The sequence below is a fragment of the Novosphingobium sp. FG137 genome, assembly GCF_057809735.1.
The window spans coordinates 1121954-1147591 of the sequence record NZ_JBMDKN010000001.1 but is presented as its reverse complement, the minus strand read 5'-3'; the positions used below and the strand labels follow the sequence as shown (position 1 = coordinate 1147591).

Annotated in this window: 34 protein-coding genes; 4 read left to right on the top strand and 30 right to left on the bottom strand. The window is 63.6% G+C overall.

Going from position 1 to position 25638, the window contains the following annotated elements; genetic code table 11:
- Positions 1-30: 30 nt before the first annotated feature.
- Complete coding sequence (gene rplO / locus ACODS2_RS05315; protein WP_421839128.1) at positions 31-561, bottom strand: 50S ribosomal protein L15; 531 nt, start codon at positions 559-561, stop codon at positions 31-33.
- A 167-nt stretch (positions 562-728) separates the two neighbouring features.
- Between rplO and ACODS2_RS05310 the strand changes: the two genes are divergently transcribed.
- Together ACODS2_RS05310 and ACODS2_RS05305 are read left to right on the top strand one after the other, a co-directional pair.
- Positions 729-2237 carry a DUF4139 domain-containing protein gene (locus tag ACODS2_RS05310; RefSeq protein WP_488997855.1) on the top strand — a complete coding sequence of 503 codons (1509 nt, stop codon included), beginning with the start codon at positions 729-731 and terminating at the stop codon, positions 2235-2237.
- Positions 2238-2308: 71 nt separating this feature from the next.
- On the top strand, positions 2309-3802 hold the full coding sequence (locus ACODS2_RS05305; RefSeq protein ID WP_488997854.1) for a DUF4139 domain-containing protein: 1494 nt from the start codon (positions 2309-2311) through the stop codon (positions 3800-3802).
- Between the two features lie 60 nt (positions 3803-3862).
- On the opposite strand, the gene ACODS2_RS05300 is transcribed toward ACODS2_RS05305, so the two are convergent.
- The 29 genes from ACODS2_RS05300 to ACODS2_RS05160 form a co-directional block, all read right to left on the bottom strand.
- Positions 3863-6379 (bottom strand): TonB-dependent receptor, encoded by a 2517-nt coding sequence (locus tag ACODS2_RS05300; RefSeq protein ID WP_488997853.1) that lies wholly within the window; start codon positions 6377-6379, stop codon positions 3863-3865.
- Positions 6380-6671: 292 nt separating this feature from the next.
- Positions 6672-6848, bottom strand: a complete 177-nt coding sequence (gene rpmD, locus ACODS2_RS05295; protein WP_488997852.1) for a 50S ribosomal protein L30 — start codon at positions 6846-6848, stop codon at positions 6672-6674.
- Between the two features lie 5 nt (positions 6849-6853).
- Entirely contained in the window at positions 6854-7585 is a 732-nt protein-coding gene (rpsE, locus tag ACODS2_RS05290) for a 30S ribosomal protein S5 (RefSeq protein WP_298164279.1), read from the bottom strand.
- A 1-nt stretch (position 7586) separates the two neighbouring features.
- Entirely contained in the window at positions 7587-7937 is a 351-nt protein-coding gene (gene rplR, locus ACODS2_RS05285; RefSeq protein WP_488997851.1) for a 50S ribosomal protein L18, read from the bottom strand.
- The gene (rplF, locus tag ACODS2_RS05280) at positions 7937-8470 is read right to left on the bottom strand and encodes a 50S ribosomal protein L6 (protein ID WP_488997850.1); all 534 of its coding nucleotides are present in this window, start codon (positions 8468-8470) and stop codon (positions 7937-7939) included. The genes rplR and rplF overlap by 1 nt, the downstream gene beginning before the upstream one ends.
- Entirely contained in the window at positions 8470-8865 is a 396-nt protein-coding gene (gene rpsH, locus ACODS2_RS05275; RefSeq protein WP_067913314.1) for a 30S ribosomal protein S8, read from the bottom strand. Before rpsH ends, rplF begins: the two co-directional genes overlap by 1 nt.
- 10 nt (positions 8866-8875) lie before the next feature.
- Complete coding sequence (rpsN, locus tag ACODS2_RS05270) at positions 8876-9181, bottom strand: 30S ribosomal protein S14 (protein WP_421848414.1); 306 nt, start codon at positions 9179-9181, stop codon at positions 8876-8878.
- 72 nt (positions 9182-9253) lie between these two features.
- On the bottom strand, positions 9254-9835 hold the full coding sequence (rplE, locus tag ACODS2_RS05265) for a 50S ribosomal protein L5 (RefSeq protein WP_421839136.1): 582 nt from the start codon (positions 9833-9835) through the stop codon (positions 9254-9256).
- Complete coding sequence (gene rplX, locus ACODS2_RS05260) at positions 9828-10145, bottom strand: 50S ribosomal protein L24 (RefSeq protein WP_488997849.1); 318 nt, start codon at positions 10143-10145, stop codon at positions 9828-9830. The genes rplE and rplX overlap by 8 nt, the downstream gene beginning before the upstream one ends.
- The gene (rplN, locus tag ACODS2_RS05255) at positions 10145-10513 is read right to left on the bottom strand and encodes a 50S ribosomal protein L14 (RefSeq protein ID WP_054121079.1); all 369 of its coding nucleotides are present in this window, start codon (positions 10511-10513) and stop codon (positions 10145-10147) included. Before rplN ends, rplX begins: the two co-directional genes overlap by 1 nt.
- Before the next feature lie 63 nt (positions 10514-10576).
- A complete protein-coding gene (gene rpsQ, locus ACODS2_RS05250; RefSeq protein WP_072379290.1) occupies positions 10577-10846 on the bottom strand; it encodes a 30S ribosomal protein S17 in 270 nt (89 codons plus the stop codon).
- Between the two features lie 10 nt (positions 10847-10856).
- The gene (gene rpmC / locus ACODS2_RS05245; protein ID WP_488997848.1) at positions 10857-11042 is read right to left on the bottom strand and encodes a 50S ribosomal protein L29; all 186 of its coding nucleotides are present in this window, start codon (positions 11040-11042) and stop codon (positions 10857-10859) included.
- Between the two features lie 29 nt (positions 11043-11071).
- Positions 11072-11506 (bottom strand): 50S ribosomal protein L16, encoded by a 435-nt coding sequence (rplP, locus tag ACODS2_RS05240; RefSeq protein WP_421839139.1) that lies wholly within the window; start codon positions 11504-11506, stop codon positions 11072-11074.
- A 15-nt stretch (positions 11507-11521) separates the two neighbouring features.
- Positions 11522-12217 carry a 30S ribosomal protein S3 gene (rpsC, locus tag ACODS2_RS05235; protein WP_067913290.1) on the bottom strand — a complete coding sequence of 232 codons (696 nt, stop codon included), beginning with the start codon at positions 12215-12217 and terminating at the stop codon, positions 11522-11524.
- 2 nt (positions 12218-12219) lie between these two features.
- Positions 12220-12609: a 50S ribosomal protein L22 gene (gene rplV / locus ACODS2_RS05230; RefSeq protein WP_421839140.1), complete on the bottom strand. Its 390-nt coding sequence runs from the start codon at positions 12607-12609 to the stop codon at positions 12220-12222.
- Positions 12609-12887 (bottom strand): 30S ribosomal protein S19, encoded by a 279-nt coding sequence (gene rpsS, locus ACODS2_RS05225; protein WP_067913284.1) that lies wholly within the window; start codon positions 12885-12887, stop codon positions 12609-12611. Before rpsS ends, rplV begins: the two co-directional genes overlap by 1 nt.
- 6 nt (positions 12888-12893) lie before the next feature.
- Positions 12894-13730: a 50S ribosomal protein L2 gene (gene rplB / locus ACODS2_RS05220; protein WP_421839141.1), complete on the bottom strand. Its 837-nt coding sequence runs from the start codon at positions 13728-13730 to the stop codon at positions 12894-12896.
- 10 nt (positions 13731-13740) lie between these two features.
- The gene (locus ACODS2_RS05215) at positions 13741-14046 is read right to left on the bottom strand and encodes a 50S ribosomal protein L23 (protein ID WP_336896647.1); all 306 of its coding nucleotides are present in this window, start codon (positions 14044-14046) and stop codon (positions 13741-13743) included.
- Positions 14039-14668: a 50S ribosomal protein L4 gene (rplD, locus tag ACODS2_RS05210; protein ID WP_488997847.1), complete on the bottom strand. Its 630-nt coding sequence runs from the start codon at positions 14666-14668 to the stop codon at positions 14039-14041. Before rplD ends, ACODS2_RS05215 begins: the two co-directional genes overlap by 8 nt.
- Before the next feature lie 3 nt (positions 14669-14671).
- The gene (gene rplC / locus ACODS2_RS05205; RefSeq protein ID WP_421839143.1) at positions 14672-15433 is read right to left on the bottom strand and encodes a 50S ribosomal protein L3; all 762 of its coding nucleotides are present in this window, start codon (positions 15431-15433) and stop codon (positions 14672-14674) included.
- A 230-nt stretch (positions 15434-15663) separates the two neighbouring features.
- On the bottom strand, positions 15664-15975 hold the full coding sequence (gene rpsJ / locus ACODS2_RS05200; RefSeq protein ID WP_028639306.1) for a 30S ribosomal protein S10: 312 nt from the start codon (positions 15973-15975) through the stop codon (positions 15664-15666).
- 153 nt (positions 15976-16128) lie between these two features.
- On the bottom strand, positions 16129-17319 hold the full coding sequence (gene tuf / locus ACODS2_RS05195; protein ID WP_421839144.1) for an elongation factor Tu: 1191 nt from the start codon (positions 17317-17319) through the stop codon (positions 16129-16131).
- A gap of 152 nt (positions 17320-17471) precedes the next feature.
- The gene (fusA, locus tag ACODS2_RS05190) at positions 17472-19544 is read right to left on the bottom strand and encodes an elongation factor G (protein ID WP_421839145.1); all 2073 of its coding nucleotides are present in this window, start codon (positions 19542-19544) and stop codon (positions 17472-17474) included.
- 142 nt (positions 19545-19686) lie between these two features.
- A complete protein-coding gene (rpsG, locus tag ACODS2_RS05185; protein ID WP_292929480.1) occupies positions 19687-20157 on the bottom strand; it encodes a 30S ribosomal protein S7 in 471 nt (156 codons plus the stop codon).
- A gap of 69 nt (positions 20158-20226) precedes the next feature.
- Complete coding sequence (gene rpsL, locus ACODS2_RS05180) at positions 20227-20598, bottom strand: 30S ribosomal protein S12 (protein WP_054121067.1); 372 nt, start codon at positions 20596-20598, stop codon at positions 20227-20229.
- 387 nt (positions 20599-20985) lie between these two features.
- Complete coding sequence (locus ACODS2_RS05175; protein WP_298171919.1) at positions 20986-21570, bottom strand: winged helix DNA-binding protein; 585 nt, start codon at positions 21568-21570, stop codon at positions 20986-20988.
- On the bottom strand, positions 21567-22013 hold the full coding sequence (locus ACODS2_RS05170; RefSeq protein ID WP_488997846.1) for a hypothetical protein: 447 nt from the start codon (positions 22011-22013) through the stop codon (positions 21567-21569). The genes ACODS2_RS05175 and ACODS2_RS05170 overlap by 4 nt, the downstream gene beginning before the upstream one ends.
- A gap of 39 nt (positions 22014-22052) precedes the next feature.
- Positions 22053-22418 (bottom strand): hypothetical protein, encoded by a 366-nt coding sequence (locus ACODS2_RS05165; protein ID WP_488997845.1) that lies wholly within the window; start codon positions 22416-22418, stop codon positions 22053-22055.
- A 73-nt stretch (positions 22419-22491) separates the two neighbouring features.
- Entirely contained in the window at positions 22492-23160 is a 669-nt protein-coding gene (locus ACODS2_RS05160; protein WP_488997844.1) for a helix-turn-helix domain-containing protein, read from the bottom strand.
- A 255-nt stretch (positions 23161-23415) separates the two neighbouring features.
- On the opposite strand from ACODS2_RS05160, the gene ACODS2_RS05155 reads away from it, so the two are divergent.
- Positions 23416-24996: a sensor histidine kinase gene (locus ACODS2_RS05155; RefSeq protein ID WP_488997843.1), complete on the top strand. Its 1581-nt coding sequence runs from the start codon at positions 23416-23418 to the stop codon at positions 24994-24996.
- The gene (locus tag ACODS2_RS05150) at positions 24996-25622 is read left to right on the top strand and encodes a response regulator (protein WP_298171933.1); all 627 of its coding nucleotides are present in this window, start codon (positions 24996-24998) and stop codon (positions 25620-25622) included. Before ACODS2_RS05155 ends, ACODS2_RS05150 begins: the two co-directional genes overlap by 1 nt.
- Positions 25623-25638 lie beyond the last annotated feature (16 nt).

Below are 25638 nucleotides of genomic sequence, written 5' to 3'. Positions count from 1 at the left end.
TTTCCCCGGCCCCCGCATGCGCTGCATGCCTTACTTGGCGGCCTTCGCCACCTTGTTGGCTTCGCGGCGAACCGTCTTCTTCTCGTGCTCGCTGGGTGCTGCCTCGGGCAGGGTCACCGCGCCGCCGAGCGCTTCAACCGCAGCGCGGGCGCCCTTGCTGACGCCTTCGACGTGGAAGCTGGCCTTGGTGGTGAGTTCACCCTTGGCGAGGAGGCGCACGCCATCCTTGCCGCCACGCGCGAGGCCGGCGGCCTTGAGCGCGGCGTGGTCGATCACGCCATCGGCGCTGAGCTTGCCGGCGTCGATCGCCTTCTGGATCATGCCGAGGTTCACTTCGGCAAAGTCCTTGGCGAAGATGTTGTTGAAGCCGCGCTTCGGGATGCGCATGTGGAGCGGCATCTGGCCGCCTTCGAACCCGTTGACCGAGACGCCCGAGCGCGCCTTGGCACCCTTCTGGCCGCGCCCAGCGGTCTTGCCCTTGCCGGAGCCGATGCCGCGGCCCACGCGCATGCGGCTCTTGCGGGCGCCATAATTGTCGGAGAGTTCGTTAAGCTTGGTCATGTCGTAGCACTCGCTTTCGCTTTGAGTCGCGCTGATGGGAGGTGGGCCCTTAGGCGAAGCGGGCAGGAATGTCACGCCCGTATCGGGACAATCGGCTGCTTTCCAAGGATCGGCGCCTCGGATAGACCTGTTACGCAGGAAAAGAAAACACGCGCGAGAGGAACCCGATGGCCAAGAGCAAGCATGTCCGCCTCATGGTGCTGAGCCTTGCAGCTACACTGCCCTTCCCCCTCGCCGCGCAAAGCGTCGCGCCGTCCGGCTCGGCGCCCCTTGGTTCAAGCCAGGGTGACGTCTCGCTCACCATCTACAACAACGATCTCGCGCTGGTGCAGGACAAGCGGCAGATAACCCTGACGAGGGGGACGAGCCGGCAGGAATTTCCCGATGTCTCGGCCATGATCCGGCCCGAGACGGTGACGCTGAACAGCGGGGATGCCGGCATTGTCGAGCAGAACTTCGATTATGACCTGCTCTCGCCCGATAAACTGCTCGACAAGGCGGTGGGGCAAACGGTGACGCTGGTGCGCACCAATCCGGCCACGGGCGCGGAAACGCGCGAGCAGGCGACGGTGCTGGCCAACAACGGCGGGACGATCGTGCGGATCGGGGACCGCATCGAAGTGCTCGAAAGCTACGGCGCGCGGATCCTGTTTTCCGGTCTGCCGCCCAGCTTGCGCGCGCGGCCGACGCTATCGATCACGCTCAATGCCGCCAATGCCGGTCCGCGCCCCGTCACGCTGAGCTATCTCTCCTCCGGCTTCGGCTGGAAGGCCGACTATGTCGCGCTGTTCGACGAGGCGGCGGGCAAGATGGACCTGCAGGGCTGGATCACGCTGACGAACAACACCGGCACCAGCTTCCCCAGTGCCCGCGTGCTGCTGGTGGCGGGAAGCCCGGGGCAAGACAACAACCAGTACGGCGGCGGGCGGCGGCCCATCCAGCGGCAGGTCGACTTCGTGCCTGGCACGCAGAGCGCCAACCGCGAGCGGCTGGGCGACTTCTATGTCTATCCCATCTCCGCGCGCACCACTGTGGCCAATGCCCAGCAGAAGCAGGTAAGTTTCCTCGACGTGGCGGGGGCGCCTGCGAGCAAGGGGTACTATTTTCGCAACGGCTGGCTGGGCGCATCGGACGAGGCGCAAAGCTTCGCGACTGTGCTCAAGCTTTCGACTGCCAAGGAAAGCGGCGTGGGCGATGCGCTGCCGGCGGGAACAGTGCGCGTCTATATGCGCGACGCGCGCGGAGCGCCCCAGTTCATCGGCGAGAAATCGATCGACCATACGCCGATGGGATCGACGCTTTCGCTGCGGACCGGTGAGGCGTTCGACGTGAAAGTGCAGCCCACGGTGCAGAAGCGCGAGACGATCACATCGGACGAATGGGAGAAGACCGGACGCTGGCGGATCACCGTGAACGGCAAGACCGATGACGTGACGGTGGAGCGGCAGAAAGTCTACTGGCGCACGACGATGACCTACAAGGTGACCAACGCACGGCCCGCGCCGGTGAAGGTAGAACTGGTGCAGGCGGGGCTCGATAACTGGTGGAGCGACACGCGGGTCCCCTCGGAAAGCGTCAAGGGCACGCAGCGCACGCTCGACGAGCGGACATGGACGCTTGATGTGCCGGCCAATGGCGAGACCACCCTCACCGTCCAGTTCGACACGCGGTATTGAGCGCGGCGGCGGTGCGGCGCGCGTATCCTCTTGCAGCCCTGGCGCTGTATCTTGCTGCGCCCGCAGCGGCGGTGGCGGGCGAACCGACCGTGCTCTCTGCCGGGCCGGATGCGGTGGGCGTCACGATCTACCGTGCGCCCGACCGTGATGCCGATACCGCGATGAATCTGAACTGGCTCGAAGGCTATGCGCTGATCACCGAGACCCGCACCGTGGAGATCCCCGCGGGCGCGGCGACGATTCGCTTCGAAGGCGTGGCCGGCGGCATCCTGTCCGAATCCGCGCTGGTGGCAGGCCTGCCTTCGGGCGTGCGGGAAAAGAACCTCGATGCCGATCTGCTTTCGGCGCGCAATCTCTATGCCCGCGCCCATGGCCGTCCGGTGATCCTGCGCCGCCAGCGCGGCAAGGACGGCAAGGGCACGCTGACCGAGGAGCGCGCGGTGATCCGCTCCGCGCCAGATGGCGCAGCGATCGTGCAGACGAAGGAGGGCTTCGAGATCGCCGATTGCGGGCGCGGGATCTCCGATGCGCTCGTCTATACCGAGATGCCCGAGGGGCTCTCCGCCAAGCCGACACTTTCGGTGCGCACCGAAAGCACGGCGGCGCAGCGTGCGACGATCACGCTCTCATACCTTGCATGGGGCTTTGACTGGCAGACGAACTACGTGGTGCGGCTGAACCCGGCAACCGGCAAGGCGGACGTGATGGCGTGGGTGACGCTGGCCAGCAGCGATCCCACCAGCTTTGTCGATGCCGGCACGGCGGTTGTCGGCGGCAAGCTGGACCGCGAAGATGCGCGCGAAGACCAGCAGGAGCAGGACAGCGAGTTGGTACTGCATTGCTACCTGCGCCCGCAAGTGCCGGCGCCAATGGTGGCGCCACCACCGCCACCGCCAGCACCGGCACCGGTCATGATGATGGAGGCGGCCGACATTGTCGTGACGGCGCAGCGACGGGCGAACACCATGCAGGCCGCGCCAATCAAGGTGACCGAGGAAGGGCTAGGCGATCTCAAGCTCTACCGCGTGCCGATCCCGACCACGGTGGCCGCCAATGCGCAGAAGCAGGTGGCTATGCACGAGCTCAAGGCCGTGAAGTTCAAGACCTGGCACACCGCCGATCTCTGGCCCTCTATGGATGGCAATGCCGTGATCAAGCTGCGCACCCGCAACCGCAAGGAAGACGGGCTGGGCGTGGCGCTGCCGGGCGGACCGGTCGCGGTGTTCGAGCCGCATGGCGGCGATCTGCTGCTCGTCGGCCAGGGCGGCATGCGCGACTATGCCGTGGACGAGGATGTCGAGGTAACGCTCGGCACCTCTCCACAAGTCCATGTCGCCGTGACCGAAACCGGCTCCAGCAAGAATTGGACCGACTATGAGGCCAAGGTGAGCAATGCCAATCCCTGGTCGGTAACATTCGAGGGAAATGTACGCCTCGGTGACGGGCAGAAGCTGGAACGCCCCTCCACGCCGCTCACGCGCAAGTTCGGCCGACCGACCTGGACGGTGACCGTGCCGGCCGAAGGCGAGGCAACCTTGCGCTACCGGGTGACCGACCCGAACTGAGCAAATCGCTCCCGTCCGGGCCGGTTCCGATGGGAGGTCGCAGCCCTCCCCTGCCCCCGATCAGAAGCCGACGACAAGCGTCCCGCTGATCGTGCGCGGAGCGCCGATCTGCGCGAAGTAGGTTGCGGTGTGGAGCAATGTGCCGCCCACGCCGCCGACCGAGAACGCGTCAAACAAGTTGTAGACGTTGAGCTGCAGGTAGCTCCCGCGGCCGATGCCCTTGAGGTTGAAGCGCGCATCGAGATTGACGAAGGTATAGGCCGGGATCTGCGCCGGATAGACTTCGTTCCCACCCGAAACCACGGGAAGGTTCTCGTCGTTGTAATAGCGCGGGCCGGTGCGCTTCGCCGTCACGCCAAGATCGAACGGCCCGACAGAGCCGCGGATCGCGCCGCCATACGAGTAAGTCGGGATGCCGGATTCGCGCTTGCCTGCAGTCGCCGCAAACGTGGTCGCATTGACCTGCACATCGTTCTGGATCTCGGACTTGATCGCGCTGGCGAAGGCATAGAGGCTGATCGCCGGGACCGGCTGGTACGACACATACCCGTCGAAGCCGTACTTCTTCACGTTGCCGAGGTTGCGGTAGACGGTGGTATCGAGTTCGGGATCGTAGGCGCTGGCGAGACGGTCCTTGAACTTGTTGTAGAAGCCCGAGATTTCGCCCTGAACCTTGCCGGTGCGATAGCGCACGCCGGCATCGAAGTTGTCGGTCGTCTCGGGCCGCGGCTGCGCCTGTTCGGTGCCGAGCGGAAACACGAAGGCGTTGTAGAGGCTATCCGTGCCGGGAACCGAGAGGCCCTTCGAGTAGTTGGCAAAAAGGCTCACGCCGCTGCCAAGCCGGTAGACGAAGCCCACGTTGGGCAGAACCCGGTTGAAGTTGAACACGCGCTGCTGCGGCGGCGCGAAACCGGTGATCTTGTTCGTGGTGCTGTTGAAGGAATAGGGATTGGCAGCGGCATAGGCCGCATTGAGTGTGGCATCCTGCCCAAAACAATCGACGTTGCCGCTGGCCGAGGTGGCGAAGCAGTAGTTCGTCAGGTTGCGCTTGAAGAAGGGCGCCCGCACCCCGGCGTTGACCACGAGATTGCCGCCGAAGAACTCGCCGCGGTACTCGCCCGCGACCTGCTGGAGGATGGCGAAGGAGAGGCGGTCGCGCTTTTCGACGACCACGCCGTTGGCTGCCGTCAGCGGCTTGTTGATGGGGAAGACGTCCGTCGGCTCACCGTCGAACTGCAGGGTGCCCACCTCGCCGGTCTGACGGTGGCGCGCGCGGTCATAGGTGTAGGCGATGCGCACCGTGTTGGTCGGATCGATATCCCACCTGAGGCTGGCAATCAGGCCGATGCGCCCGGTCTGGGTGTGGCTGGGCGCGAGGAGCGTCACCGAATCCAGCGCATCGCCATCGCCGTTGAGATCCTTGCCGAAGTAGTACCGCCCGCCAAGGAAGCCGGTGTAGCTCGTTCCGGCAATGGTGCGGGTGTTTTCAAGGCCAGTCACGGTGCCGCCGCCATTGGCCTTGACCCACTGGTAGCTCGGATCGACCGTGAGGACGAGGTGATCAGCCAGCGTGAAGCGCGAGGAAATGCGCACATTGCCGGTGTTGGAGGGGTTATAGCGGCGATCGAATTCAGTGCCGCACGTGTTGGTAGCGTCCGCCTTGCCCGTCACGCCGAGGGCAACCGTGCAAGGATAATTGACCGCATAGCCGCGCTCGTCGGAATTGCTCGGGAAGCGATTGCCCGAGCCCGAACCAACAGTGCGGTTGGCATCGTTACGCAGCGGCAGCGAGCCGAAGAAGTTGTTGCGGTTCTGGTTGTAGTGCGCGGCGATCGCGATGAAATCGTCCCCGGCAAGCGGCTGATAGAGCTTGGCGTTGTACTGCTGCTTGTTGACCTTGCCGTAGTTGTTGAACGGATTGTCGTTCTTGGCGGAGCTGGCGGAAAACCACGCGCGAGTGCCGCTCGAAGTGAGGTCACCAGTCTCGATCTTGGCAAAGCCACGGCGGAAATTGTACTCACCGACCGATCCGGAAAAAAGCAGGCCGGCCTGGCGATCGGGGTTCTTGCTGCGGTAGTTGACCGTACCGCCGACGGCCGATGCGGTAGGGCTGTCCACGTCGGTCGTGCCGAGGTTGACGTTGACCTCCGAAATGATCTCCGGATCGAGCTGCTGGTTCGAATAGATCGCGTAGTTGCCCGAATCGTTGAGCGGTACGCCGTCGAAAGTCAGGCTGATGCGGCTTGAATCGAAGCCGCGGATGCTCAGCGTGCCGCCGGCAGAACCATAAGCGTCGTTGTTCTGGAAGCTGACGCCGGGGATCAGGTTGATCGTATCAAGAATGGTTTGCCCGGGGTTCTGGCGCTGGATGGTTTCCTGCGTCAGAACGGCCTTGGCCTTGGGCGTATCGGGCGAGGCAACGCCAGCGACCTGCTGAGTCCCGCGCGAACCGGTGACCACGATCGCATTGTCGAAATCGACCGAACCAGTCGATTGCGCAAGCGCTGGCGAGAACAGCGCAGTTACGCCGATCGCGATCGGGCTGGCCGCAGCAAGAAGTGTGGGGTGGAAGCGCATCTCGTTTTCTCCGATTGGGGATCGATTGATCCGGCGCGGAGAACGGCACCCATCGAGGGCCACCAGCCTGGTAACGAGAGTAGATCGCCCGCCTCCGCATGGACCCGCTCAGAGCACGCGAAAGTGACAGGATTACTACGAACGATATGGCCCAAAGAACCATATTCGAGGCAAATAGAGTAACTTATGGTAAGGTTATGGATCTGCATCGGCGAGCACGAAAAAAGGCCCCGGTATCACTACCGAGGCCTTGTTTCCTGTTTGTGACCCATCCGGCCGGACGGGAACCGGGTCAGTCGACCACGGCGACCATGTGCGGCAGCTTGGCAATCGCACCACGGACTTCAGCGGTGTCTTCCAACTCCACCACGCGGTGCATCTTGCCCAGACCCAGACCGATGAGGATCTGCTTCTGGCTATCCGGACGACGGATCGGCGAACCGATCTGCTTCAGCTTGATCTTTGCCATATCGATTACTCCACGATGGCCGCGGCTTCGGCCTCGGCCTCAACCGGAGCCGCACCGCCACGACCGAGCAGGTCGGCAATCTTCTTGCCGCGACGCTGCGCAACCGACTTGGGGCTGGTCTGATCGGTGAGCGCGTCGAAGGTTGCGCGGATCATGTTGTACGGGTTCGAAGTGCCGACCGACTTGGTCACCACGTCGTGAACGCCGAGGCTCTCGAACACAGCGCGCATCGGGCCACCGGCGATGATGCCGGTACCGGCGGGCGCCGAGCGGAGGTTGACCTTGCCAGCACCGAAACGGCCCTTGCCGTCGTGGTGAAGGGTGCGGCCTTCCTTGAGCGGAATGCGGACCATGGTCTTCTTGGCCGAAGCCGTCGCCTTTGTAATCGCTTCCGGCACTTCGCGCGCCTTGCCATGGCCGAAGCCGACACGGCCCTTGCCATCGCCGACCACGACGAGCGCAGCGAAACCGAAGCGCTTACCGCCCTTGACGGTCTTCGAGACGCGGTTGATGTGGACGAGCTTTTCGATCAGCTCTTCACCGCCGTCATCGTCACGGCCGCCACGGCCATTACGATCATCACGGCGGCCACGGCCACCGCGTTCACCGCCACGGTCGTTGCCACCACGACCGCGGCCGGGGCCACGATCATTGCGGGGACCACGGCCCTCGCGGGGAGCCTCGGCAGCAGCTGCTTCGGGGGCGACAACGCCATCCAGGTTGGTTTCGTCAGCCATCTTAGAACTCCAGCCCGTTTTCGCGGGCAGCGTCGGCCAGCGCCTTGACGCGACCGTGGAACAGGAAGCCGCCGCGATCAAACACGACAGTGGTGATGCCGGCAGCCTTGGCGCGTTCGGCAATGTCCTTGCCAACCTGCGCGGCGGCATCAACCGTCGCGCCGACCGACTTCTGGCCCTTGACGAGGCTGGAGGCGGCAGCGAGCGTCTTGCCCGCGGCGTCGTCGATGATCTGCGCGTAGATATGACGGCCGGAACGGTGCACCGACAGCCGCGGACGGCCACCGGAACGAGCCTTGAGCGCGGTACGGACGCGCTGGCGGCGGCGATCGAAGAGCGAGAGCTTGGCCATTACTTCTTCTTCCCTTCCTTGCGGAAGATGAACTCGCCAGCGTACTTGATACCCTTGCCCTTGTAGGGCTCGGGCTTGCGCCAGCGGCGGATCTCGGCGGCCACCTGGCCGACCTTCTGCTTGTCGATACCCGAGATCAGCACCGTGGTGTTGTCAGGGGTCTTGATCTCGATACCCTCGGGGATCGCGAAATCGACATCGTGGCTGTAGCCGAGCTGCAGCTTCAGGTTGGAACCCTGAGCAGCCGCGCGGTACCCGACACCGGTGATGTTGAGGGTCTTGGTGTAGCCCTCGGTCACGCCGGTCACCAGGTTATCCACGAGCGTGCGCTGCATGCCCCAGAATGCCCGTGCGGCCTTGGTGTCATTTGCCGGCTTCACGATGATGGCATCTCCATCGACCGTGTAGCTGATCTCTTCACGCATGCTCAGGGTGAGAGTGCCCTTGGGGCCCTTCACGGTGATCACGCCGTTCGCGATATCCGCGGTGACGCCGCTGGGGATCGTCACCGGCTTCTTGCCGATGCGGCTCATCAGAACACCTCCGCCAGCACTTCGCCGCCAACGTTCGCAGCGCGTGCTTCGGCATCCGAAAGCACGCCCTTCGGCGTCGAGACGATGGTGATGCCAAGGCCGTTGCGAACAACCGGGAGTTCCTTGGAACCCGAGTAGACGCGGCGGCCCGGCTTCGAGACACGGGCCACGTGCTTGATCGCAGGCTGGCCTTCGAAATACTTCAGCTCGATGCGCAGCTGCGGGTGAGCGCCGGTGGCGTCCTCCGTGAAACCGCGGATGTAGCCCTCGCGCTGGAGAACCTCGAGCACATGGAGACGCAGCTTGGAAGCGGGCGAAAGGACCGAGTCCTTCTTCGCCTGCTGGCCGTTGCGGATGCGGGTGAGCATATCACCCAGGGGATCGGTCAATGCCATTTCGTGATCCTTACCAGCTCGACTTGGTCACGCCGGGGATCATCCCCTTGTTGGCGAGATCGCGCAGTTCGATGCGGCAGAGGCCGAACTTGCGGTAGTAGCCGCGCGGACGACCGGTGGTGTTGCAGCGGTTGCGCACGCGAGTCGGGTTCGCGTTGCGCGGCAGCTCGGCCATCTTGAGGCGAGCGATAAGGCGCTCGGTCTCGTCCAGCTTCTCGTCGCCTGCAACGGCCTTAAGCGCAGCATACTTCGCCGCGTACTTCTGAACGAGCTTCTTGCGACGCTCATTCTTGTTGATGGAACTCAGTTTCGCCATGGACTTAAGCTCTCTTCTTCAAAACCTTGGCGAGCCACCACACCTTGCTTGGCAGCTCGAGCCGGGACATCCTCAGGCAGCCTGCTGCTCTTCAGCAGCTTCGCGCGGGAACGGGAAACCGAAGAGACGGAGCAGCTCGCGCGCTTCCTCGTCGGTCTTGGCGGTGGTGGTGACGATGATATCCATCCCGCGCACCTTCTCGATCTGGTCGTAGCTGATCTCCGGGAAGATGATCTGCTCCTTCAGACCCATCGCGTAGTTGCCGCGCCCGTCGAACGACTTGGGGTTGAGGCCCCGGAAGTCGCGGATGCGCGGCATTGCGATGGTGATCAGACGGTCAAGGAATTCGTACATGCGTTCGCGGCGCAGGGTAACCTTGCAGCCAATCGGCATGCCTTCACGCAGCTTGAACTGCGCGATCGACTTCTTCGCCTTGGTGATCACCGGCTTCTGGCCCGCGATGAGTTCCATCTCGGCAGCAGCGGTGGTGACCTTCTTCTTGTCCTGGCTCGCCTCGCCCACGCCCATGTTGAGCGTGATCTTCTCGATCCGGGGGATCTCCATGTGGTTCGCATAACCGAACTTGGCCTGCATCGCAGCAGCGACCTCGGCCTCGTACTTCGCCTTCATGCGCGGCACGTACTTATCAGCCATCGATCGTCTCCCCGGTCTTGACGGCCACGCGGACCTTCTTGCCGTCCTTCACTTCGAAGCGCACGCGGGTCGGCTTGCCGTCCTTGCCGGCAAGGCCCACCTTCGAGATGTGCAGCGGAGCCTCGCGGCGGTCGATACCGCCCTGCGGGTTCTCCTGAGTAGGCTTGCGGTGGCGCGCAGCAATATTGATGCCGGCCACGACAACCTTCTCGTCCTTGGGCATGACCTGCAGCACCGTGCCGGTGCGGCCCTTGTCCTTGCCCGAACGGACGACGACAGCGTCACCCTTTTTGATCTTGGCAGCCGACATCACAGCACCTCCGGCGCAAGGCTGATGATCTTCATGAAGCCGCGCGCGCGCAGTTCACGCACCACGGGGCCGAAGATACGGGTGCCGATGGGCTCTTCGTTCTTGCCGACGAGCACTGCGGCATTGGTGTCGAAGCGGATCACGCTCCCATCGGCGCGTCGCACGTCCTTACGGGTACGCACGATCACCGCACGGTGCACGTCGCCCTTCTTGACGCGGGCACGGGGCTGAGCTTCCTTGATCGACACGACGATCACGTCGCCGACGCTGGCAAAACGACGCTTCGACCCGCCCAGCACCTTGATGCACTGGACGCGCTTCGCGCCGCTGTTGTCAGCGACTTCGAGATTGGACTGCATCTGGATCATTGATCCGGTTCCTTCTCACTGGCTTGCCGGAACCAGTCCGGCAGTTCCAAAATGGTTTGCGACTTAGACGTCGGCTTCGATCGCGGCAGCCTTGCCGGCCTGCACGCGGTCAACGACCTTCCACGTCTTCAGCTTCGAAATCGGCGCGGTCTCTTCGATGCGCACGGTCTCGCCGGCCTTGAACGAGTTGGTCTCGTCGTGGGCGTGGTACTTCTTCGAACGGCGGATGATCTTCCCGTAGAGCGGGTGCTTCACCTTGCGCTCGACCTTGACCACGACGGTCTTGTCGGTCTTGTCGGAGACGATCGTCCCGATCAGGATACGCTTGGGCATAGTCTGTTCCTTACGCCTTGGCGGCCGAGCTGCGCTCGGTCTGCAGCGTCTTGATGCGGGCGATGTCGCGGCGGACTTCGCGGATGCGGGCCGGCCGTTCGAGCTGGTTGGTTGCCGCCTGGAAACGCAGGTTGAACGCCTCACGCTTCAGCTCGGCGAGGTCAGCCTGAAGCTGATCGTCGGACTTGACGCGCATGTCTTCAAACTTTGCTTTGCTCTGGGCCATCATTCGCCTCCGAGGTGCGAGGTGTCGCCGAGCCGGGCAACGACCTTGGTCTTGATCGGCAGCTTCATCGCAGCGCGGCTGAAGGCCTCGGCCGCGAGCGGACCGGCAACGCCGTCGAGCTCGAACAGGATGCGACCCGGCTTCACGCGGGCTGCCCAGTATTCGATCGAACCCTTGCCCTTGCCCTGACGGACTTCGGCAGGCTTCTTCGACACCGGCACATCCGGGAAGATGCGGATCCAGAGACGACCCTGGCGCTTGATGTGGCGCGTAATCGCACGGCGCGCGGCTTCGATCTGGCGAGCGGTAACCCGCTCCGGCTCAAGCGCCTTGAGGCCATAGGTACCGAAGTTCAGGTCGGTGCCACCCTTGGCGTCGCCCTTGATCCGGCCCTTGAAGGCCTTGCGGAACTTGGTCTTTTTCGGTTGCAACATGGTTCTGTACCTACCTTAGCGCGCCGGGCGGACGCCGGAGGTTTGAGCCTCCATCATCAGCCGGTCCTGCGCCATGGGATCGTGACCAAGGATTTCGCCCTTGAAGATCCAGGTCTTGATGCCGATCACGCCGTAGGCGGTGTGCGCCACAGCTTCGGCATAATCGATGTTCGCGCGCAGCGTGTGGAGCGGCACGCGCCCTTCACGGTACCACTCGACGCGAGCGATTTCCGCACCACCCAGACGGCCGCCGCAGGTGATCTTGATGCCTTCGGCGCCCAGACGGAGCGCCGATTGAACTGCCCGCTTCATCGCACGGCGGAAGGCCACGCGGCGAACGAGCTGGTCGGCAATACCCTGCGCAACGAGCTTGGAGTCGATCTCGGGCTTGCGGATCTCGACGATGTTCAGCTTCACGTCGCTGGCAGTCATCTTGGCGAGCTGGCTACGCAGCTTTTCGATGTCCGCGCCCTTCTTGCCGATGATGACACCCGGACGGGCAGCATAGATCGAAACGCGGCACAGCTTGGCCGGACGCTCGATCACCACCTTCGAGATGGCAGCCTGCGGCAGGTGCTCCATGATGAACTTGCGCATGGCAAGGTCTTCACGAAGCAGGTTCTGGTAGTTGCGGCCTTCCGCGTACCAGCGGCTGTCCCACGTGCGGTTGATCTGCAGGCGCAGACCGATGGGGTTCGACTTGTGACCCATGATCAGGCCTCCTCACCGTTGGCCGCAGCCTCACGCACCACGATCCGCAGACGCGAGATGGGCTTGAGAATGCGGGTGGACTTGCCGCGACCACGGGTGTGGAAGCGCTTCATCGTGATCGACTTGCCGACCGACGCCTCCGCGACGACGAGCGCATCGACATCGAGGTTGTGGTTGTTCTCGGCATTGGCGATCGCCGAGGCGAGCACCTTGCGTGCATCAACCGCCATCGCCTTCTTCGAGAAGCTGAGGATGTTCATCGCATCTTCAGCGCGCTTGCCGCGGATCAGAGCAGCCACGAGGTTCAGCTTCTGTGCCGAGCCGCGGATCTGCGTGCCCACCGAAAGCGCTTCGTTGTCAGCAACGCGGCGCGGGGATTTAGGCTTGCCCATCAGCGCTTGCCCTTCTTGTCAGCGGCGTGGCCCGGGAACGTGCGCGTGGGCGCGAACTCACCGAGCTTGTGGCCGACCATCTCCTCGTTGACGGAGACGGGGATGAACTTGTGCCCGTTGTAGACGTTGAACGTCAGGCCAACGAACTGCGGCAAAATAGTCGAACGCCGCGACCAGGTCTTGATCGGACCCGCACGCGAACCGACGTCCTGGGCCACTTCGGCCTTCTTCAGGAGGTGCAGGTCGACGAAGGGTCCCTTCCAGACGGAACGTGCCATGGGGTGTTACCTCTTCTTCTTCGCGTGACGCGAACGGATGATCATCTTGTCCGTCTGCTTGTTGTGACGGGTACGGGCGCCCTTGGTCGGCTTGCCCCACGGCGTGACCGGATGACGGCCACCCGAGGTGCGGCCTTCACCACCACCATGCGGGTGATCGACCGGGTTCTTTGCAACACCGCGAGTGAGCGGACGACGACCAAGCCAGCGGCCGCGACCGGCCTTGGCAAGGTTCTGGTTCGAGTTGTCGGGGTTCGAAACCGCGCCAACCGTGCCCATGCAATCGCCGCGCAGGTAGCGCTGTTCGCCCGAGTTCAGGCGGACGATGACCATGCCGCGGTCACGACCGACGAGTTGGACATAGGTGCCTGCCGAACGGGCGATCTGGCCACCCTTGCCCGGCTTCATCTCCACGTTGTGGATGATCGTGCCGACCGGCATCTGGCTGAGCAGCATCGCGTTGCCCGGCTTCACGTCGGTCTTTTCGCCAGCGACAATGGTGTCACCCACGGCGAGACGCTGCGGTGCGATGATGTAGGTCTGTTCGCCGTCCTCGTACTTGACGAGCGCGATGAACGCGGTGCGGTTGGGGTCGTACTCCAGACGCTCGACGGTCGCGGGCATGTCCCACTTGCGGCGCTTGAAGTCGATGAACCGGTAGCTCTGCTTGTGGCCGCCCGCGATACCGCGGCTGGTCACATGGCCCTTGTTGTTGCGGCCACCGGTCTTGCTCTTGCCCTCGGTCAGCGCCTTGAGCGGCTTGCCCTTCCACAGCGACGACTTGTCGACAAGGATCAGGCCGCGCCGGGCGGGGCTGGTCGGGTTGTAATTCTTGAGTGCCATCGTTCTGCCCTCAGATCCCGCTGGTGACGTCGATCGACTGGCCAGCAGCCAGCGTGACGACAGCCTTCTTGAAGTCCGAACGCTTGTAGGGCTTGCCCTTCCAGCGCTTGGTCTTGCCGTCCTGGTTCAAGGTGTTCACCTTGGTCACCTTGACGCCGAACAGGGCTTCCACGGCCGCCTTGATCTGCGGCTTGGTGGCCTTGTCGGCAACCTTGAACACAACGGCGTTGTGCTCGCTGAGCAGCGTCGCCTTCTCGGTGATGTGGGGAGCCACGATCACGTCGTAGTGACGCGTGTCGATGCCTTCCTTAGCCATTGAAACGCGCCTCCAGCTTTTCGACCGCAGCGCGCGTCAGCACCAGCGTATCATGCTTCAGGATGTCGTAGACGTTCGCGCCGACCGCCGGGAGCACGTTGACCCCGATGATGTTGCGCGCGGCGCGGGCGAAGTTGTCGTTCACCGCTTCGCCGTCGATCACCAGCACCTTCTTGCCGAAGCCCGCCTTGGCGAGCGTGGCGGCCAGCGTGGCGGTCTTGCCGTCGGTGTCGAGCGTGTCGACCACGACGAGACCACGACCTTCGGACTGAGCCTTGGTCGAGAGTGCCATCTTCAGACCGAGCGCACGGATCTTCTTGTTGAGCGAAGGGTTGAAGTCACGGACACGCGGACCGTGAGCCTTGCCGCCGCCGATGAAGATCGGAGCTGCACGATCACCGTGACGTGCCCCGCCGCCACCCTTCTGGTTGCCCAGCTTCTTGCCGGTGCGCGCCACGTCCGAACGCTCACGCGCTCCGCGGGCAGTGCCACGGCGCTTTTCGAGCTGCCAGGTGACGATGCGGTGGAGGATGTCGGCGCGCGGAGCGAGCCCGAACACGGCATCCGAGAGCTCGGCTTCGCCAGCTGCGGTGCCATCGAGATTGAGGACCTGAACCTTCACGACTTAGCCCTCCTGACCATCGACAGTGGTCTCGACAGCAGCGGTGTCCTCCGCCGGCGTGTCGGCCGCAGCCGTGTCATTCATGTTGGCAGCCTGCTTGATGCCGGCGGGATAGGGAGCCTCGGCGTGACGATCGATTTTCACCGCGTCGCGCATGAGCAGCCAGCCGTTCTTCGATCCGGGCACCGAGCCCTTGACGAAGATCAGGCCGCGCTCGTCATCCGTGCGGACGACTTCGAGGTTCTGCTGGGTGCGCTGACGGTCGCCCATGTGGCCGGCCATCTTCTTGTTCTTGAACACGCGGCCCGGATCCTGGCGGTTACCCGTCGAACCGTGGGCACGGTGCGAGATCGATACACCGTGGGTCGCACGCATACCACCGAAGCCCCAACGCTTCATGGCGCCGGCGAAGCCCTTGCCCTGGGTGTGACCGGTGATGTCGACATACTGGCCGGGCACGAAGTGCGAGGCGGCGATGGTCGAGCCGACTTCGAGCAGCGCGTCATCGGCGACGCGGAACTCGGCGACTTCCATCTTCAGTTCGACTTCAGCCTTGGCGAAATGCTCGCGCTGCGGCTTGGCGACATTCTTTTGCTTGGCCTGACCAGCGCCGAGCTGAACCGCGACGTATCCGTCGCGCTCTTCGGTGCGAACCGAGACCACCTGGCAATTTTCAAGCGCCAGAACGGTAACCGGCACGTGCCGTCCGTCGTCCTGGAACACTCGGGTCATCCCGAGTTTTTTAACGATCACGCCGGTGCGCATGACCATACTCCTTACAGAGGCCTTGCGAGGACCATCCCCGCGAGGCGTGTTCAGCCCGTATGTGAAACGCGCCCCGTCCGGGCTGAGTGCCCCCGCCGGTGCGGCGGAAGCGAACGGGGGACGCTTGCCCGGCTGTGGCCCTTAGGCCGGCGCCGGAGGTATCCCATTGTCCGAGAGGCTCTTAGGCCTCCAAAACTCTGGTACTTCTGCCCGAAAGCAGAAGCGAATTCTTACGCGAGCTTGATCTCGACGTTCACGCCAGCAGCGAGGTCGAGCTTCATCAGCGCGTCCACCGTGGCGGCGTTGGGCTGCACGATGTCGAGCAGCCGCTTGTAGGTACGAACCTCGAACTGCTCGCGCGACTTCTTGTCGACGTGCGGACCGCGGTTGACGCAGAACTTCTCGATGCGCGTCGGCAGCGGAATGGGGCCCCGGATCAGCGCGCCGGTGCGGCGAGCGGTGTCAGCGATTTCGCCAGTGGCCTGATCGAGCACGCGGTGATCGAAGGCTTTGAGGCGAATGCGGATATTCTGGGCGTCCATGTCCGTTTACCGATGCGAAAGAGGTAAAACAAAAAGACCAGCCGCTCCGCCCTCTCACCCTGCCCCAGCTGTTGAAGCGAGGAGAAAGCGGGCCACTGATCCGTAAAAACCGGCCGGCGGGAGAGCGAATCTCCCGCCGGAGCGCGGCCTATATTACTTCGTGATCGTGCTGACAACCCCCGAACCGACGGTACGGCCACCTTCGCGAATTGCGAAGCGCAGACCCGGATCCATCGCGATCGGAGCGATCAGCTTGACCGACAGCGACAGGTTGTCGCCGGGCATGACCATCTCGGTGCCCTCGGGAAGGATCACTTCGCCGGTCACGTCGGTGGTGCGGAAGTAGAACTGCGGGCGGTAGTTGGCGAAGAACGGCGTGTGACGGCCACCTTCGTCCTTCGACAGCACGTAGACTTCAGCCGTGAACTCGGTGTGCGGCGTGACCGAACCGGGCTTGCAGAGCACCTGGCCGCGCTCGACGTCTTCACGCTTCACGCCGCGAACCAGCGCGCCGATGTTGTCGCCGGCTTCACCCTGATCGAGCAGCTTGCGGAACATTTCGACGCCGGTGACGACAGTCTTCTGGGTGTTCTTGAGGCCGACGATCTCGACTTCCTCACCAACCTTGACGATGCCGGTCTCGACACGGCCGGTCACGACGGTACCGCGACCCGAGATCGAGAACACGTCTTCCACCGGCATCAGGAACGGCTTGTCGGTCGGACGCGGGGGCTGCGGGATCCACGAGTCAACGGCAGCCATCAGCGCGTTGATCGAATCGCGACCGATAGCATCGTCGCGGCCTTCGAGCGCGGCAAGAGCCGAACCCTTGACGAACGGAATGTCATCGCCTTCGAAGCCGTACGAGCTCAGCAGTTCGCGCATTTCCAGCTCGACGAGTTCGAGGATTTCCTCGTCGTCAACCTGGTCGACCTTGTTCATGTACACGACCAGCGCGGGGACGCCGACCTGACGGGCGAGCAGGATGTGCTCGCGGGTCTGCGGCATCGGGCCGTCAGCCGAGTTCACGACCAGGATCGCGCCGTCCATCTGGGCGGCACCGGTGATCATGTTCTTCACGTAGTCGGCGTGACCCGGGCAATCGACGTGCGCGTAGTGACGGTTGGCGGTCTCGTACTCGACGTGCGCAGTCGAGATGGTGATGCCGCGCTCGCGCTCTTCCGGAGCCTTGTCGATGTTCGCGTAGTCGGTGAACGTCGCGCCGCCGGTTTCAGCGAGCACCTTGGTGATCGCCGCCGTCAGGGTGGTCTTGCCATGGTCGACGTGACCGATGGTGCCGATGTTGCAGTGCGGCTTGGTCCGCTCAAACTTAGCCTTGGCCATTGCTCAAACCTTCTTCTCTAAAAAATTGCAGATACTGCGGGTTCGAGACGGCGCCCGCTGAATCAGCCGCCGCCCCTAGATTGATCCGCTTGCTTATGCAAGCCTGCCATCACCCGGATTCCGCCCGAGGGCCGAATTGCCGGGAAAATGGGTTACGCCATCTTCGCCTTGATCTCGGTCGCGACGTTCGCAGGAACCTCGTCATAGTGATCGAAGAACATCGAGTAGTTCGCACGACCCTGTGTGAACGAGCGGAGCTGGTTCACGTAGCCGAACATGTTCGCGAGCGGGACCATGGCGACAACCGCCTGGGCATTGCCCCGGCTGTCGGTACCCTGGATCTGGCCGCGCCGCGAGTTGATGTCGCCGATCACATCGCCGAGATATTCCTCCGGCGTGATCACTTCGACCTTCATGATCGGCTCGAGCAGCTTGATCCCCGACTTCTGGGCCACTTCGCGCATCGCAGCGCGGGCACAGATTTCGAAGGCCAGCGCCGACGAGTCGACGTCGTGGTACGCACCATCGTAGAGCAGGACCTCGAAGTCGATGATCGGGAAGCCGATCAACGAGCCGGTCAGGGCAGTTTCGCGGAAGCCCTTCTCAATGGCGGGGATATATTCCTTCGGAATGTTACCGCCCTTGATCTCGTCCTTGAAGACGAAGCCCGAACCACGCTCGCCCGGCGTGACCTTCACCTTGACGCGGCCGAACTGGCCAGTGCCGCCCGACTGCTTCTTGTGGGTGTAGTCCACGTCCACCGGCTTGCCGAGGTATTCACGGTAAGCCACCTGCGGCGCGCCGACGTTCGCCTCGACCTTGAACTCGCGCTTCATGCGGTCGACCAGGATTTCGAGGTGAAGTTCGCCCATGCCCTTGATGATGGTCTGGCCGGATTCGTGATCGGTCGAGACGCGGAAGCTGGGATCCTCGGCCGAGAGACGGTTGAGCGCGATGCCCATCTTCTCCTGGTCGGCCTTGGTCTTGGGCTCCACCGAAAGCTCGATCACCGGCTCGGGGAATTCCATCCGTTCGAGAATGATCGGCTGCCGTTCCGAGCACAGCGTATCGCCGGTGGTGGTCTCCTTCAGACCTGCCAGCGCCACGATGTCGCCCGCATAGGCCACATCGATGTCTTCGCGGTTGTTGGAGTGCATCAGCAGCATGCGGCCGACCTTCTCCTTCTTGTTCTTCACCGAGTTCAGGTAGCTGCCCTTGGTCAGCGTGCCCGAATAGATGCGGGTGAAGGTCAGCGAACCGACGAAGGGGTCGTTCATGATCTTGAACGCGAGCGCCGAGAACGGAGCATCGTCCGAGGTCGCGCGGCTGTCCGGCTCGTCGGTGTCGGGATTGATGCCCTGCACGTCCTCGATGTCGAGCGGCGAAGGCAGGTAGTCCACGACCGCATCGAGCAGGGGCTGCACACCCTTGTTCTTGAACGCAGAGCCGCACAGCACGGGCACGAACGACTGGTTGAGCGTACCCTTGCGGATCAGCGCCTTGAGAGTCGCCACGTCGGGCTCGTTGCCATCGAGGTAGGCTTCCATCGCGTCGTCGTCCTGCTCGACGGCAAGCTCGATCAGCGTGTTGCGGTACTCGGCAGCCTCGTCCGCGAGGTCGGCCGGGATTTCCTCGTAGGAGAACTCGGCGCCGAGGCTTTCGTCCTTCCAGATGATCGCACGCTGCTCGACGAGGTCGACCAGGCCCCGGAAATCGCTTTCCGCGCCGATCGGCAGATACAGCACAGCCGGCTTCGCGCCGAGGCGATCGATGATCGTCTGCACGCAGTACTTGAAGTTCGCACCGGTGCGATCAAGCTTGTTGATGAAGCACATGCGCGGCACGCCGTACTTGTCGGCCTGACGCCACACGGTTTCCGACTGCGGCTCGACGCCCGCAACGCCATCGAACGCGGCAACCGCGCCGTCCAGCACGCGCAGCGAACGCTCGACTTCAATGGTGAAGTCGACGTGGCCGGGGGTGTCGATGATGTTCAGGCGGTGGTCGTTCCAGAAGCAGGTCGTCGCGGCCGACGTGATCGTGATGCCGCGCTCCTGCTCCTGCTCCATCCAGTCCATGGTCGCGGCGCCGTCGTGGACTTCGCCGATCTTGTAGGACTTGCCGGTGTAGTAAAGGATACGCTCGGTCGTCGTGGTCTTGCCGGCGTCGATGTGCGCCATGATGCCGAAGTTGCGATAGCGCTCGAGCGGATGGCTGCGGGCCATGGGAGGTTCCTTGGGTTCGGGAGGGGCCGAATGGTTGCGGCCCGCCCCATAGTGTCTTTAGCGTGTCCGTTTCAAGACGGCCGCTTGGTCAGCCTGAGACCAACCAGCGGCCCTCTTGGGCAGTGCCCTTACCAGCGCCGGATTACCAACGATAGTGGCTGAAGGCGCGGTTGGCGTCGGCCATGCGGTGGGTGTCTTCACGCTTCTTGACCGCGTTGCCGCGGTTGTTGGCAGCATCGAGCAGCTCGGCCGAGAGGCGGGCAGCCATCGTGGTTTCGCTGCGGTTGCGCGCGGCCGTGATCAGCCAGCGGATGGCCAGAGCCTGCGCACGCTCGACGCGCACTTCGACAGGGACCTGATAGGTCGCACCACCGACGCGGCGGCTGCGAACTTCGATCTGCGGCTTCACGTTGTTGAGCGCATCGTGGAACAGCTGCAGCGGATCGGCCTTGGCGCGGGTCTGCATGGTTTCCATGGCACCATAGACGATGCTTTCGGCGACCGACTTCTTACCATCGAGCATGAGGTTGTTCATGAACTTCGACAGGATCTGATCGTTGAACTTCGGATCCGGCAGGATCTCCCGCTTTTCGGGACGACGACGACGAGACATATTGCGTACTCCTTCGAAACGCAGCGGGCCCAGCCGGGCCTGCCTTGCGGTTCCGATCCCAGTTGAAACTTACTTCGGACGCTTGGCGCCGTACTTCGAACGCGACTGCTTGCGGTCCTTGACACCCTGGGTATCGAGGACGCCGCGCAGCACGTGGTAGCGCACGCCCGGAAGGTCGCGCACACGGCCGCCGCGGATAAGCACGACCGAGTGCTCCTGCAGGTTGTGGCCTTCGCCCGGGATGTACGAAATCACTTCGCGGCTGTTGGTCAGGCGGATCTTGGCCACCTTGCGCAGCGCCGAGTTCGGCTTCTTCGGGGTCGTCGTGTAGACGCGGGTGCAGACGCCGCGCTTCTGCGGATTCTGCTCCATCGCAGGGACCTTGGACTTGGTCTTCTGCGGTTCGCGGCCCTTGCGGACCAGCTGGTTGATCGTAGGCATGAAGGACTCTTCACCTTGGTTGCGGGCGCGGCAGGAACCAGGTGAAGCTTCACGGAATATCTCATCCAGCGCCGGGCAAGGCCGATGAAGCCTCGCGCCCGGGTGCTGCATGAGCCGAAAACGCTCCACCCGGGGCAAGTCGCCACCGGGTTACTTTGACGGCTTACGGCATGGACTGGCCCATACCCCCGATTCGGGATAACGGACCAAACACAAGAGGGACCCGCGAATGACGGAAAACACCGCCTTCGAGGCCCCACTTGCCGCGCACCGGCAATGTTCAGCTCTGTTGAACCGGTGGGCCAAAGGCCGTTCGGGACGGCGGGCCATTAGGCCGGAACCGCCCACCGGTCAAGCAGCAAGCCACCGGCGGGCGGGAACCGGGACCTATTCGGCAGCCTCTGCGAGCGGCATGGACCGACGCAGGATCGGTCCGACTGCGTGATCGAGCGTGGCAAGGGCCACCTGCAACCAATTGTCCATCGCGGCAAGACCTCGTGCCGAGAGCCGCACGAATGTACGCCGACCATCGCGCCCATCGTCCTCGCGTTCGACCAGCCCGCGCGCCTCCAGGATGCGAAGCCAGCGCAGCGCGGTCGTCGGCGGGACATTGGCTCCGATGCAGGCGCTTGTGGTGGGCACCGGCCGGCCTTCCCGCGTGGCGACGTAGAGATCGAGCAGGATGTCCCACGTCGGCTCGCCGAACAGATCGCCGGGCAAGTGACGATCGCGCCGGCGCCGGATCGCGTAAGTTTCCCGCGCAAAGGCAAGCAGCGCTTCGGGGGTGATGCGCGCCGACGATTCGTGCAAGGCCGCAGCAACCGACGCCGTCGCGTCCGGCACGGCAACACGGTCGGCGTCGCCAAGCGGATCCTGCACGGCCGTGGCCTCTGCAAGGGCGGCAGGACTGGCGCGGCGCAGAACCGCGCGGCGGCGGCCGCGATCATGGCGGCGAATGATGCGCCCGCTCATACGAGCCGCCACGAATGATAGCGGCCAATGCGGCGCTGGCGCTCCACATGCGCCCCCGTGCCGATTGCCAGCACGATCAGCTGGAACAGGAAAGGCATTTGCGTCATCGTCCAGTAGGCTCGGCGGACCATGTCCACATCCCAGAGCTTTGCGACATGGCCGAGCACGACGAGGACTTGTGAGGCAGATACCCACATCGGCCAGCCGCGATTGGCATAAAGCGCAACCCAAAGCAGGGAGAAGAAAGCCCAGGTATCGATCACCAGGTGTCCCGGATTGACCGTGTACCAGGCCGGATCGCCGAACAGCATATGATTGCCCACATCCAGCGCGAATGTGGAGAGCAGCACCGTCGCCACCAGTTGTTCGGGTTCATCTCCCTTGCGGGCCGCGAACAACACCGTAGCGATCAGCGCTATGCGAAGAATCCAAAGCCAGATCATTGTGGTGCAAGACCTTCAATGTGCAGACCGGCCTAACATTCAGGCAGCGCAGACCGCGGCCGAGGAAGGTTCATCCTCCTTGAGCTCGGCTCTGGGGGGGCAGGCATCGTTGCCGCCGCAGGTTTCTGCCGAAATCGTGCTGAGGCGGCCGTGGACACGGGCGAGTTCGCCGCCGGCATCAAGCGTGGCCTGCTGGCTCTTGACCAGCCGCATCAGGGCTTCCTGGCCGAGGAAGGGGGCAACGCCGGTGTCGCGGCGGGCGCCGACCATCGTCTGAAGCAGTTGGGCCTGTCGCGCGAGCGCTTCATCCAGCGCGGCTTCGGCCTGATGCAGATCGCGGGCAATCCGCAACTGCGCCACTGAAAGCGGCATTTCGGGCATGGCTTGGGTAGCAAAAGCGGTCATAACTCACTCTCCGTAGCTGGAGCCCTCCCCTGGGCCCACGTTTGCCAACAAGATGGAGAGATTCGCGTCGGGATCAGCTCGCGAGGATCTGCGACAACTGCGCATACATCGCCAAACCACCCATAACGATCAGGATCAGGAACATGGCCAGGATCGCAATGGTCCCGAGCCGGATATAGGTCCCGTGAGGCCCGTCGAACATCTCCGGGAGGACATGATGGTAGGGCTCGGCAAATGCCTCACCGCTTTGGAATGCGACCTGAGTCAGGGCATCCCTGCGGATCTGAGGGCCTTGGTCCCCGTCCGTCCTGTCTTCCCGCATCGGAACGTGCAGGACATCGACCGGCGGCGCGACGTTGGAAAAGTCATATACGGATCGTTCGTATATGGCTGCAACATTGGCAGAATGCGCAGCAAGGCGGCGATAGGCCTGCGCCACCTCGCCGCGCGTCGCAACACCCAGCTTGGCACGCGCCAGCATGATGCGCTGGTCGACGGTGTGATGCGAGATCCCGAGGATGCGCGAAATCTCCTTCGACGTCTTGTGCTCGATCAGGAGATCGAGAACGGCGCGCTGCTTGTCGGTAAGGGATGTCAGGATTGCTTCGCCATCGTCTGATTCGGCAGGCTTTGAAAGCGCTGCGCCATCCCGGTCCGCGAGCGCGCGAAAACCAGGCACATCTACCGGTTCGCGCGCCCCCGGCGGAGGCGGCGCTGCAACGCTATGATCGGACTTGCCCATGTTTTCTTGTTACGACCCTGAAATCGCCAATCCGGGGGTAAAAATGGATGAATACCGGCTTGACCGCAAGAACAACTCAACCGCACCACCAAGCGCCAGCCCAATCACGAGAACCTGACATTGCGAACCCATCCAAAACACCATAGCTCCCCTAACATAGGATAAATTCGTTATTAACCTGAGAGAAAGCAAACAATGAGGCCGAGGATGTTCGCGCGGAGAACCGGAAAGGTTCTGGCGACGAGTCGCGCGGCCATGGCGCTTGTTTTCCTGGTCGCGCTTGCCCTTGATCCCGCCGCGCCTGGACGGAACGGCACTGCCATTTACTTCATGCTGGCCGCCTACCTCGCCGGCGCCGCCGGGATGATCATGATCGCCTGGCGCAGCTGGTGGTGGGAATTTCGCCTCGCCCCTTGGGTGCACGGTATCGATACGCTGGCCTTTGTCCTCGCGGTCTACTTCTCGGAGGCGGACAAGGCCGATTTCAACAGTCCGTTCATGGCCCTCACTGCCTTCCTGCTGATCAGCGCCACCTTGCGCTGGGGCTGGTTCGCGGTGGCCTGGACCTCGGTCGCGCTCGTAACCCTAAACGTGGCAATTGGCGCGAGCCTCTTGGTATCCGGGCTGCCGATCGACCCCTATCGCTACGGACGGCGGCTGATGTATCTCAGCGTGCTGTCGATCATGATGGTCTGGCTGAGCGGCGAACAGCGTGGTCCCCGAGCTACCCCGATGCCGCGAACGCCAGGCACGCCTGGTGAGCGGCGCAACGCCATCCTGGTCGAGACGCTCACATTCGCGCGGGTCGCGCTGCAGGCGCGGGGGGCAGCGATCGCAGTCCCGCATGGCGAGGAGCCATGGACCGAGTTACTGCGCGATTCCGGTTATGCGGTTATCGTCGACCGGCTGGGGCCCGAAGCGCTGGAAGGCAGCTTCGGCGAGCCTGACCGCGCCGCCCTGATCGATCGCCCGCGCGGCCGGCGGATCATCAGCCGCACCAGTTCCTACCCTCTCGCGATCCCCGGTCCGGTCAACGCGCCGCTGGCCGCCCACTGCGGGATAAATGAAGCCATGATCGTCACCTTCGAAACGGTGGCGGGCCCCGGGCAGTTGCTGATCTGGGGCATTCCGGACATGTGCGTGGACGACCTTCCACTGGTCGAGACGATCGGCCGCCACCTCAGCACCGAGCTCGACCGCGAGGATCTGGCCGAGCTGGCGCAAGCGGCTTCGGCTGCCGCGCTGCGCGATGCACTAGCGCGCGACCTGCATGACAGCGTGGCGCAGTTCCTGGCCGGCACCTTGTTCCGGCTCGAAGCCCTGTCCCGCTGGATCCGCGAGGGCCATGACCCGACAGCCGAGATCAACGATCTGAAAACTGCGCTGCGCCGCGAACAGGGCGAGCTGCGCGCGATGATCCAGCGGCTGCGGCGCGGCGAGGAGGGCGACCGGCGCACCGACCTCGTCGAGGAAATGGAAACGCTGCTCGGCGAAATGAGCCAACATTGGCACATTGCAGTCCGGCTCGATGCGCAAGTGCGGCCGATGCCAGTCTCGATCGGCCTCGCCCATGAATTAAGGCAGGTGCTGCGCGAAGCGGTGGCCAATGCCGCGCGTCACGGTCATTGCAGCGAAGTCATCGTCTCAGTGTGCACCGGCGCATCGGGGCTGACACTGCGCATCGGCGATGATGGCGAGGGTTTCCCGACCGACCGCCCCCCGCCCCGCCCGCGCTCGATCAGCGAACGGGTCGAAGCTCTGGGCGGAACGCTCTCGATCTGCCATAATCACCCCGGCGCGTTGCTCGAAATCGCCTTGCCCAATAGGATTGCCTGATGATTCCCGTTCTTGTTGCTGATGACCACGGTTTCATTCGTGCTGGTGTGGAAGCCGTGCTGCGTGGCAGCCGATTCCAGGTGGTCGCCGCGACTGCCAGCGGCGAAGAGACGCTGGCCGCCATCGCCACCCACGATCCCGCGATCGTGCTGCTCGATATCAACATGCCGGGCATGAACGGGGTTCAGGCCCTCGAAGCACTGCGGTCCAAGGGGGACAAGCGCGCGGTGGTGCTGCTGACCGCCGGGATCAACGATCGCCAGCTGCTCGCGGTGATGCGCGCAGGAGTTGAAGGCATCGTGTACAAGGACGGCGCAGAAGGCGGCCTTGTCGATGTGTTGGACAAAGTGCATTCGGGCGGAAAAGCCATCGATTCTGCGCTGCTGCAGCGCGCGCTCGACCTCTCTCTCAGTGCCGATTCCGGTGGCCCGCTCGAACGGCTCAACCAGCGCGAGCGGCGTATCGCAAGGCTCGTCGCGCGCGGGATGCGCAATCGCGATATCGGCACGGAGCTGGGCATCGGTGAAGGCACGGTGAAGGTCTACCTCCACGCGATGTACCAGAAGCTGGGCATCGAGAACCGCACCGAGCTGGCGCTGCTCGCGGTCAACGATCCGGGCGAATAGGGTTCGCCCTCCAGCC

Excerpts from the sequence above, each read along its gene's own strand:
- rplO (WP_421839128.1), bottom strand. The coding sequence starts at position 561 with ATGACCAAGCTTAACGAACTCTCCGACAATTATGGCGCCCGCAAGAGC.
- ACODS2_RS05310 (WP_488997855.1), top strand. The coding sequence starts at position 729 with ATGGCCAAGAGCAAGCATGTCCGCCTCATGGTGCTGAGCCTTGCAGCT.
- ACODS2_RS05300 (WP_488997853.1), bottom strand. The coding sequence starts at position 6,379 with ATGCGCTTCCACCCCACACTTCTTGCTGCGGCCAGCCCGATCGCGATC.
- rpmD (WP_488997852.1), bottom strand. The coding sequence starts at position 6,848 with ATGGCAAAGATCAAGCTGAAGCAGATCGGTTCGCCGATCCGTCGTCCG.
- rpsE (WP_298164279.1), bottom strand. The coding sequence starts at position 7,585 with ATGGCTGACGAAACCAACCTGGATGGCGTTGTCGCCCCCGAAGCAGCT.
- rplR (WP_488997851.1), bottom strand. The coding sequence starts at position 7,937 with ATGGCCAAGCTCTCGCTCTTCGATCGCCGCCGCCAGCGCGTCCGTACC.
- rplF (WP_488997850.1), bottom strand. The coding sequence starts at position 8,470 with ATGAGCCGCATCGGCAAGAAGCCGGTGACGATCCCCAGCGGCGTCACC.
- rpsH (WP_067913314.1), bottom strand. The coding sequence starts at position 8,865 with ATGGCATTGACCGATCCCCTGGGTGATATGCTCACCCGCATCCGCAAC.
- rpsN (WP_421848414.1), bottom strand. The coding sequence starts at position 9,181 with ATGGCGAAACTGAGTTCCATCAACAAGAATGAGCGTCGCAAGAAGCTC.
- rplE (WP_421839136.1), bottom strand. The coding sequence starts at position 9,835 with ATGGCTGATAAGTACGTGCCGCGCATGAAGGCGAAGTACGAGGCCGAG.
- rplX (WP_488997849.1), bottom strand. The coding sequence starts at position 10,145 with ATGTCGGCTGCCAAGATCAAAAAGGGTGACGCTGTCGTCGTCCGTTCG.
- rplN (WP_054121079.1), bottom strand. The coding sequence starts at position 10,513 with ATGATCCAGATGCAGTCCAATCTCGAAGTCGCTGACAACAGCGGCGCG.
- rpsQ (WP_072379290.1), bottom strand. The coding sequence starts at position 10,846 with ATGCCCAAGCGTATCCTGATCGGGACGATCGTCTCCGACAAGACCGAC.
- rpmC (WP_488997848.1), bottom strand. The coding sequence starts at position 11,042 with ATGCGCGTCAAGTCCGACGATCAGCTTCAGGCTGACCTCGCCGAGCTG.
- rplP (WP_421839139.1), bottom strand. The coding sequence starts at position 11,506 with ATGTTGCAACCGAAAAAGACCAAGTTCCGCAAGGCCTTCAAGGGCCGG.
- rpsC (WP_067913290.1), bottom strand. The coding sequence starts at position 12,217 with ATGGGTCACAAGTCGAACCCCATCGGTCTGCGCCTGCAGATCAACCGC.
- rplV (WP_421839140.1), bottom strand. The coding sequence starts at position 12,609 with ATGGGCAAGCCTAAATCCCCGCGCCGCGTTGCTGACAACGAAGCGCTT.
- rpsS (WP_067913284.1), bottom strand. The coding sequence starts at position 12,887 with ATGGCACGTTCCGTCTGGAAGGGACCCTTCGTCGACCTGCACCTCCTG.
- rplB (WP_421839141.1), bottom strand. The coding sequence starts at position 13,730 with ATGGCACTCAAGAATTACAACCCGACCAGCCCCGCCCGGCGCGGCCTG.
- ACODS2_RS05215 (WP_336896647.1), bottom strand. The coding sequence starts at position 14,046 with ATGGCTAAGGAAGGCATCGACACGCGTCACTACGACGTGATCGTGGCT.
- rplC (WP_421839143.1), bottom strand. The coding sequence starts at position 15,433 with ATGCGCACCGGCGTGATCGTTAAAAAACTCGGGATGACCCGAGTGTTC.
- rpsJ (WP_028639306.1), bottom strand. The coding sequence starts at position 15,975 with ATGGACGCCCAGAATATCCGCATTCGCCTCAAAGCCTTCGATCACCGC.
- tuf (WP_421839144.1), bottom strand. The coding sequence starts at position 17,319 with ATGGCCAAGGCTAAGTTTGAGCGGACCAAGCCGCACTGCAACATCGGC.
- fusA (WP_421839145.1), bottom strand. The coding sequence starts at position 19,544 with ATGGCCCGCAGCCATCCGCTCGAGCGCTATCGCAACTTCGGCATCATG.
- rpsG (WP_292929480.1), bottom strand. The coding sequence starts at position 20,157 with ATGTCTCGTCGTCGTCGTCCCGAAAAGCGGGAGATCCTGCCGGATCCG.
- rpsL (WP_054121067.1), bottom strand. The coding sequence starts at position 20,598 with ATGCCTACGATCAACCAGCTGGTCCGCAAGGGCCGCGAACCGCAGAAG.
- ACODS2_RS05175 (WP_298171919.1), bottom strand. The coding sequence starts at position 21,570 with ATGAGCGGGCGCATCATTCGCCGCCATGATCGCGGCCGCCGCCGCGCG.
- ACODS2_RS05170 (WP_488997846.1), bottom strand. The coding sequence starts at position 22,013 with ATGATCTGGCTTTGGATTCTTCGCATAGCGCTGATCGCTACGGTGTTG.
- ACODS2_RS05165 (WP_488997845.1), bottom strand. The coding sequence starts at position 22,418 with ATGACCGCTTTTGCTACCCAAGCCATGCCCGAAATGCCGCTTTCAGTG.
- ACODS2_RS05160 (WP_488997844.1), bottom strand. The coding sequence starts at position 23,160 with ATGGGCAAGTCCGATCATAGCGTTGCAGCGCCGCCTCCGCCGGGGGCG.
- ACODS2_RS05155 (WP_488997843.1), top strand. The coding sequence starts at position 23,416 with ATGGCGCTTGTTTTCCTGGTCGCGCTTGCCCTTGATCCCGCCGCGCCT.
- ACODS2_RS05150 (WP_298171933.1), top strand. The coding sequence starts at position 24,996 with ATGATTCCCGTTCTTGTTGCTGATGACCACGGTTTCATTCGTGCTGGT.